The organism is [Flexibacter] sp. ATCC 35208 (assembly GCF_001975825.1).
In the GTDB taxonomy this organism is placed as follows: Bacteria; Bacteroidota; Bacteroidia; order Chitinophagales; family Chitinophagaceae; genus Chitinophaga.
Map to the genome: position 1 here is coordinate 1 of NZ_MTKN01000288.1, position 476 is coordinate 476.

Sequence of the window (476 nt, forward strand, 5' to 3'; positions counted from 1 at the left end):
TTTTATACCAAAGCATTTTCCAAGATCATCGCCAATAGTAACTTTGCAAGTCGATTTATCCAACGCAATAGGAAGGCTTGTTTTTCCGGTAAGTTTTCCAATAGTTATCGTTACTTCTTTTGTGGTATAATCTTGTTTTTCAGCCCTTACATTATATGTTTTACCACATTCGACAGCAAAACTGTAAAATCCCACAGCGTCAGAAATAGTGGTGTTTTTTATAGTTGTTCCCTCATATAAAGTAACCTTGGTTCCTGGTAAAACAGCAGCTGTTTCAGCATCTGTAATAATACCATCCAATTCCTGGATACATTGCAGTTTTCTGGTTTCCAAAAACTTATAAATATCATCAGAACCTTGTCCGCCATCTTTATTAGAACTAAAAAATCCTCTTCTGGTAACAGGATCAATTATATAGGCAAAATCATCTTTTGGTGAATTAACGTCTTCCCCAACGTTCTCAATATCAGTTACAG

At 35.3% G+C, this 476-nt stretch carries 1 protein-coding gene; it reads right to left on the reverse strand.

Features of this window, described 5'->3' with window-relative positions; translation table 11 throughout:
• A partial coding sequence (locus BW716_RS35565) for a carboxypeptidase-like regulatory domain-containing protein (RefSeq protein WP_143709266.1) occupies positions 1-476 on the reverse strand: 476 nt, incomplete at both ends.